Source organism: Methylobacterium platani (genome assembly GCF_001653715.1).
Taxonomy (GTDB): domain Bacteria; phylum Pseudomonadota; class Alphaproteobacteria; order Rhizobiales; family Beijerinckiaceae; genus Methylobacterium; species Methylobacterium platani.
The window spans coordinates 253563-260429 of the sequence record NZ_LWHQ01000010.1 but is presented as its reverse complement, the minus strand read 5'-3'; the positions used below and the strand labels follow the sequence as shown (position 1 = coordinate 260429).

Sequence of the window (6867 nt, the reverse complement as noted above, 5' to 3'; positions counted from 1 at the left end):
CTACCCCTCTCCCACACGGGAGAGGGGATTCCGCGCCACCCCTCGGACCGCCCGGAAACATCCCCCGAGCCCCCCTCCCCGCCCCGCCTGCGACGCCATGGCGGGGCGTTACCGATTTGAAGCGTTAGAAAGTAGAATTGTGCGCCACGGATTCCCCGCTATGGTGCCGGCCTCCGGGGTCGCCTCATCCAAATGATGGAGAGGCACGAGTGCCGGGTGCGACCCGAGGGGCGAAGACCGCGTTGCGCGAGGTGACGGTGAATCAGGGGCCCGGTGCGGTCGACGAGATCGACGCTCTGCGCGCGCAGGAATACGACCTCCTGGCGGCCCTGCTCGGTCGTGCGCCGGGGCCGGACCTGCTCGCGGCCTTGCAGGCGCTCGACGGCGACGGCTCCCCTCTCGGACAGGCCCATGCCGCCCTCGGCCGCGCCGCTCGCGCGGCGCAGGCGCGCGAGATCGGCCGCGACTACTTCGCCCTGTTCGTCGGCGTCGGGCGCGGGCTGATCATGCCCTACGCCTCGTACTACCTCACCGGCTTCCTCAACGAGCGGCCGCTCGCCCGGGTGCGCCAGGATTTCGCCGAGCTCGGGATCGAGCGCGATCCCTCGTCGAGCGAGCCCGAGGACCATGCCGCTACCCTGCTCGAGGTGATGGCGAACCTGTCCTCGGGCCGCCTGCCGGCCGAGGCGGGGACCGACCACCGCTTCTTCGAGCGGCACCTGAAGCCGTGGATCGGGCGTTTCTTCACCGACGTTGCGGCGCAGGCGGCGACGCCGTTCTACCGTGCGGTCGGCGAGCTCGGCGAGGTGTTCACCACGATCGAGGCTGAGGCCTTCGCGATGGAGGCTTGACGTGAACCACGAAGACCTGAGCCGGGACGCGGACACGAAGAGGAGAGCCGCGATGCGGCAAGACAAGCGGCAAGAGAACGAGACCCGGACGACCGACGAGACCCGCAAGGATCGCGAGCCCGGCCTTGGACGGCGGCAGTTCTTCCGCGCGCTCGGCGGCGGCACCGCCGCGGCGGCGGCCGCGGTCGCGTCCGTGCCGCTGACGCCCACCGAGGCGAAGGCCTACGATCCCGGCACTGCCGAGACCCGGTCGCGCTACCGCGAGACCGACCACGTCAAGGCCTTCTACCGCACCAACGGCTACGAGACGCTGAAGAAGTGAGACCGGCGATGCTGACCAAGCGCAGGAGCGGCATTGCGGGCCGCGGCAGCCACCAGGCCCTCGCCGCGGGCCTGACCGCCCACACCCTCGACCGCCGCGGCTTCCTGCGGAAATCGGGGCTCGCCGCCGGCGGTCTCGCGGCCCTCGGCTCGTTGCGGCTCGGCGCGGTGCGCCCGGCCCAGGCCGCCGGCTCGTCCGCCGATCCGGCGCAGGCCGTGATCCGCAAGAACGTCTGCACCCACTGCTCGGTCGGCTGCACCGTCACGGCCGAGGTCGTCAACGGCGTCTGGGTCGGCCAGGAGCCGTCCTGGGCGAGCCCGATCAACCGGGGGGCGCATTGCGCCAAGGGCGCGGCGATCCGCGAGCTGGTCCACAGCGACCGCCGCCTGCGCTACCCGATGAAGATCGTGAACGGCGAGTGGCAGCGGGTCTCCTGGGACCAGGCGATCACCGAGATCACCGACAAGCTCCAGGCGATCCGCAACAAGAACGGCGCGGATTCGGTCTACTGGCTCGGCTCGGCCAAGTTCACCAACGAGGCCTCGTACCTGTTCCGCAAGTTCGCGGCCTATTGGGGCACCAACAACGTCGACCACCAGGCCCGCATCTGCCACTCGACCACGGTGGCCGGCGTCGCCAACACCTGGGGCTACGGCGCCCAGACCAATTCCTACAACGATATCCGCAACGCCAAGACGATGATCATCCTCGGCGGCAACCCCGCCGAGGCGCACCCGATCTCCATGCAGCACGTGCTGTCGGGCAAGGAGATCAACCGCGCCAACATGATCGTCATCGATCCGCGCTTCACCCGGACAGCCGCCCACGCGACCGAGTACGTGCGGATCCGCTCGGGCACCGACATCCCGGTGATCTGGGGCATCCTCTGGCACATCTTCCAGAACGGCTGGGAGGACAAGGCCTTCATCGAGAGCCGCGTCTACGCGATGGACGACGTCCGCAAGGAAGTCGCCAAGTGGACGCCCGACGAGGTCGAGCGGGTCTCCGGCGTGCCGGGCGAGCAGCTGAAGCGCGTCGCCGAGCTCTTCGCCAAGGAGAAGCCCGCGACCCTGATCTGGTGCATGGGCGCGACCCAGCACACGGTCGGCACCGCCAACGTGCGGGCGCTCTGCATCCTGTGCCTCGCCACCGGCAATGTCGGCAAGCCGGGCACCGGCGCCAACATCTTCCGCGGCCACACCAACGTCCAGGGCGCGACCGATCTCGGTCTCGATGTCACGACGCTGCCGCTCTATTACGGCCTCGTCGAGGGCGGCTGGAAGCACTGGGCCCGGGTCTGGGAGGTCGAGTACGACTGGCTGCAGACGCGCTTCGACGAGGTCCCCGCCAGCGCCGGCCGCAAGGCCCGCTCGCGCAAGGAGAACATGGAGACCCCCGGTCTCACCTCGACCCGGTGGTTCGATGCGGTGAGCCTGCCGGCAGACCAGGTCGACCAGCGTACGCCGCTGAAGGCCATGATGGTGTTCGGCCACGGCGGCAACACCGTGACCCGGATGCCCGAGGCGGTGAAGGGCATGGCGGAGCTGGAGCTGCTCGTCGTCGCCGACCCGCACCCGACCACCTTCGCGGCGATGGACGCCAGGCGCGACAACACCTACCTGCTGCCGATCTGCACCTCGCTCGAGATGGACGGGTCGCGCACCGCCTCGAACCGCTCGCTGCAATGGGGCGAGCAGATCGTGAAGCCGGCCTTCGAGTCGAAGAACGACTACGAGGTGATCTACCGGATGGCGGTCAAGCTCGGCTTCGCCGACAGCCTGTTCAAGAACGTCAAGGTGGTGGACGGCGTCCCCTCGGCCGAGGACCTGCTGCGGGAGATCAACCGCGGCGGCTGGTCGACGGGCTATTGCGGCCAGAGCCCCGAGCGCCTGAAGGCGCACATGAAGAACCAGCACAAGTTCGACCTCGTCACGTTGCGCGCCCCGAAGGACGATCCCGAGGTCGGCGGCGACTATTACGGCCTGCCGTGGCCGTGCTGGGGCAAGCCGGAGATCAGGCATCCCGGCACCCACATCCTCTACAACACCGCGCTCCACGTGAAGGAGGGCGGCGGTACCTTCCGGGCCCGGTTCGGCACCGAGCGCAACGGGCAGACGCTGCTCGCCGAGGATTCCTTCTCCAAGGGCTCCGACCTCACCGATGGCTACCCGGAATTCACCTTCGGGGTGTTCCGCAAGCTCGGCTGGGACAAGGACCTGACGGCGGACGAACTCGCCACCATCCAGCGGATCGGCGGCAACAACCCGGACGCGGTCAGCTGGGCCACTGACCTGTCGGGCGGCATCCAGCGGGTCTGCCTCGATCACGGCGTGATCCCGTTCGGCAACGGCAAGGCGAGGGCGAATGCCTGGAACCTGCCCGACCCGGTGCCGGTCCACCGCGAGCCGGTCTACTCGCCCCGGCCCGACCTCGTCGCCAAGTACCCGACGCGGCCCGACGAGCGTCAGTTCCGGATGCCCAACGTCGGCTTCTCGGTGCAGAAGGCGGCGGTCGATCGCGGGATCGCCAAGCAGTTCCCGATCATCCTGTCCTCGGGCCGTCTCGTCGAGTACGAGGGCGGCGGCGAGGAGACCCGCTCGAACCCCTGGCTCGCCGAGCTGCAGCAGGACATGTTCGTCGAGGTCAACACGGCGGACGCGGCCGAGCGCGGCATCAAGGACGGCCAGTTCGTCTGGGTCTACGGCCCGGAGAACTCGTCGAAGGCCAAGGTGAAGGCGCTCGTCACCGACCGCGTCGCCAAGGGCGTCGCCTGGATGCCGTTCCACTTCTCGGGCTGGTACCAGGGCAAGGACATGCGCGACTTCTACCCGAAGGGCGCCGACCCGGTGGTGCTCGGCGAGAGCGTCAACACCGTCACCACCTACGGCTTCGATCCCGTCACGGGCATGCAGGAGACCAAGGTGACCCTCTGTCAGATCAGCGCGGCGTAAGGGGGATCCTCATGGCCAGAATGAAGTTCCTCTGCGACGCGGACCGCTGCATCGAGTGCAACGCCTGCGTCACCGCCTGCAAGAACGAGCACGAGGTGCCGTGGGGCATCAACCGTCGCCGGGTCGTCACCCTCAACGACGGCAAGCCCGGCGAGCGCTCGGTCTCGATGGCCTGCATGCACTGCACCGACGCGCCCTGCGCGGCGGTGTGCCCGGTGAACTGCTTCTACACCACGGCCGATGCCGTGGTGCTGCATTCCAAGGACCTGTGCATCGGCTGCGGCTACTGCTTCTACGCCTGCCCGTTCGGAGCGCCGCAATATCCCCGCGTCGGGAATTTCGGTTCCCGCGGCAAGATGGACAAGTGCACCTACTGCTCGGGCGGCCCCGAGGTCGACCTCTCGGTCGCCGAGTACGAGAAGTACGGCTCGAACCGCCTGGCGGAGGGCAAGCTGCCGCTCTGCGCCGAGATGTGCTCGACCAAGTCGCTGCTCGCCGGCGACGGCGAGATGATCGCCCAGATCTACAAGGAGCGGGTGATCAAGCGCGGCTACGGCTCGGGCGCGTGGGGCTGGAAGACGGCCTACCGCGAGACGATCGCGATCTGAGGGACTTCCGATGCGCAGGCTGACCTCCCTCCTCCTACTGGCCGCGACCCTGGCGCTGACGGCCCCGGCCGTCGCCCAGGTGCGCGCGCCCGACGGCGCCCCCAACCCCACCGCCTCTTCGGTCAACGAGGAGATGCTGTTCAAGCAGGACCCGAAGATCCACGGCCGGATCTCGATCCCGAACGCCACCGCCGCCAACCTGATCCAGCCGCAGGGCCGGGAATGGCGCGAGTTCCGCGAATCCTGGATGCCGTGGATCGGCGGCCTCGCGGTGCTCGGCATGATCGCCGCGCTCGGGCTGTTCTACTTCACCCGCGGCCGCATCCGCCTCGAGCACAGCGAGGAATCCGGCAAGAAGATCCTGCGCTTCAACAGCTTCGAGCGCTTCTCGCACTGGATGACGGCGAGCTGCTTCATCGTGTTGTCGCTCTCGGGGCTGAACTACATCTTCGGCAAGCGCCTGCTGATGCCGCTGATCGGGCCGGAGGCGTTCGCGACGCTGGCCCAATACGGCAAGTACGCGCATATCTATCTCGCCTGGCCGTTCATGCTCGGCGTGCTGTTCATGCTCGTGCTCTGGGTGCGCGACAACATCCCGGGCAGGATCGACTGGATCTGGCTCAAGCAGGGCGGCGGCCTGCTGGGCGACGCGCATCCGAGCGCCGGGCGCTTCAATGCCGGCCAGAAGATGGTGTTCTGGATGGTCGTCGGCTTCGGCCTCGCCATGGGCGCCACCGGCATCATGATGATCTTCCCGTTCGCCGCGACCGACATCAACGGGATGCAGGTCATGCAGGTGATCCACTCGCTGATCGGCGTGGTGTTCATCGCCGGCATCCTGGCCCACATCTATATCGGGTCGCTCGGCATGGAGGGCGCCTACGACGCGATGGGCAGCGGCGAGGTCGACCTGGCCTGGGCCAAGGTCCACCACGACCTCTGGGTCAAGGAGCAGCAGGCCAAGACCGCGAGCGGGCCGCAGCTCGGCCGCGGTCAGGTCCCTGCGGAATGAAATTCCGGGCTAAATAATCGGGGCGGAGACAGCGATGAAAGCCTTCCTGGTCGCCGTGGCGGCGGCCGTGGTGCTCGCCACCGCGGCGAGCTTCCTGCTCGCCGAGAACCAGCGTTTCGCCTACCAGGCCTTCGCCACCTCGGGCGCGCGGGTCTCGGACCCGGGCACCAACCTCGTCGGCCCGCGCTGGACCGGCGACATCAAGGAGCCGGCCTCGGCCAGCCACAAGATGGAGGCGGGCTCGTGAGCCGGACCGGTATCGTCATCCTCGCCGCCGCCGGTCTCGCCGCCTCGCTGGGCGCGGCGCAGGCCGCCGGCCCGCCGGCCAACCTGTGCCAGGAGCTCGTCGCCTTCGTGCATCCGAAGGCGCCGGACGCTCCTCCCGCCGGCGCCCCCCAGCCCGCGACTGCCGCCGTCCAGGCGCCCGACAAGGGCGCGGCCCAGCAGCCGAGCGCCGGCGCCGGCGAGGTGCAGCAGAAATCGGGCCTGAGCGGCCCGGTGGCCCAGACCGGGCCCGGCGCCTCGGGCCCGCAGGGTCAGGCGCAGGCCCAGTCCCAGGCGGCCCCCGCCCCGGCGGGCGCCCCGGCGCAGAAGAAGCCGAGCCCCGAGCAGATCGCCCAGGTCGATGCGGCGGCGGCCGCCAACGACGTCCAGGCCTGCCGGGCGGCGGCGCAGTCGATCCGCCGGGCCGGCGTGGTGATGCCGGCGCCGCTGATCGCGCTCTCGGCGCTCGACCCGAGGTTCTTCGCGGCGCAGTGAGCGATCTGCGTCGCGAGGACCTGACAGGTCCAGGCAGGCGCCGTCGTCGCCACCGCTCCGCGTCATCCCGGGGGGGCCGGGACGGGAACCCGTGATCCATCATCGCTGACGCCGGAGACCCGGGCGGGCCGCTTTCCGCGTCATCCGGCGATGTCGGCGGCGATGGATCCCGGGCGCCGCTGCGCGGCCCCGGGACGACGACGGAGCATGCACGCTTCGTCGGCGGGAGCGCGTGGCTCTCACGCCGCGTGCCGCCCCGCCTCCGCGCCGAAATGCCCGATATACCGCTTGGCGATGGCCTCCACCGGCAGCACCACGAACACGTCGGTGGTGCCGAACTGGTAATCGACCACCGCGCCGTCGC

At 69.5% G+C, this 6867-nt stretch carries 7 protein-coding genes and 1 pseudogene; 7 read left to right on the top strand and 1 reads right to left on the bottom strand.

What is annotated here, in order from left to right:
* Positions 1-257: 257 nt before the first annotated feature.
* The 7 genes from A5481_RS05805 to A5481_RS05775 are packed head-to-tail and all read left to right on the top strand — an operon-like array spanning position 258 to position 6503.
* Positions 258-851: a TorD/DmsD family molecular chaperone gene (locus tag A5481_RS05805; RefSeq protein ID WP_245298625.1), complete on the top strand. Its 594-nt coding sequence runs from the start codon at positions 258-260 to the stop codon at positions 849-851.
* A gap of 52 nt (positions 852-903) precedes the next feature.
* Positions 904-1173, top strand: a complete 270-nt coding sequence (locus A5481_RS05800; protein ID WP_048436266.1) for a formate dehydrogenase — start codon at positions 904-906, stop codon at positions 1171-1173.
* 8 nt (positions 1174-1181) lie between these two features.
* A complete protein-coding gene (locus A5481_RS05795) occupies positions 1182-4124 on the top strand; it encodes a formate dehydrogenase subunit alpha (protein ID WP_048436265.1) in 2943 nt (980 codons plus the stop codon).
* 11 nt (positions 4125-4135) lie between these two features.
* Entirely contained in the window at positions 4136-4732 is a 597-nt protein-coding gene (gene fdh3B, locus A5481_RS05790) for a formate dehydrogenase FDH3 subunit beta (protein ID WP_048436264.1), read from the top strand.
* Between the two features lie 10 nt (positions 4733-4742).
* Entirely contained in the window at positions 4743-5744 is a 1002-nt protein-coding gene (locus A5481_RS05785; RefSeq protein ID WP_048436263.1) for a formate dehydrogenase subunit gamma, read from the top strand.
* Positions 5745-5778: 34 nt separating this feature from the next.
* A complete protein-coding gene (locus A5481_RS05780) occupies positions 5779-5991 on the top strand; it encodes a hypothetical protein (RefSeq protein ID WP_048436262.1) in 213 nt (70 codons plus the stop codon).
* Positions 5988-6503 (top strand): hypothetical protein, encoded by a 516-nt coding sequence (locus A5481_RS05775; RefSeq protein ID WP_048436261.1) that lies wholly within the window; start codon positions 5988-5990, stop codon positions 6501-6503. The genes A5481_RS05780 and A5481_RS05775 overlap by 4 nt, the downstream gene beginning before the upstream one ends.
* Positions 6504-6742: 239 nt before the next feature.
* On the opposite strand, the pseudogene A5481_RS35125 reads toward A5481_RS05775, so the two are convergent.
* Positions 6743-6867, bottom strand: a pseudogene (locus tag A5481_RS35125) (ornithine--acyl-ACP N-acyltransferase OlsB); the annotation flags it as partial.

Excerpts from the sequence above, each read along its gene's own strand:
- A5481_RS05800 (WP_048436266.1), top strand. The coding sequence starts at position 904 with ATGCGGCAAGACAAGCGGCAAGAGAACGAGACCCGGACGACCGACGAG.
- A5481_RS05795 (WP_048436265.1), top strand. The coding sequence starts at position 1,182 with ATGCTGACCAAGCGCAGGAGCGGCATTGCGGGCCGCGGCAGCCACCAG.
- fdh3B (WP_048436264.1), top strand. The coding sequence starts at position 4,136 with ATGGCCAGAATGAAGTTCCTCTGCGACGCGGACCGCTGCATCGAGTGC.
- A5481_RS05785 (WP_048436263.1), top strand. The coding sequence starts at position 4,743 with ATGCGCAGGCTGACCTCCCTCCTCCTACTGGCCGCGACCCTGGCGCTG.
- A5481_RS05780 (WP_048436262.1), top strand. The coding sequence starts at position 5,779 with ATGAAAGCCTTCCTGGTCGCCGTGGCGGCGGCCGTGGTGCTCGCCACC.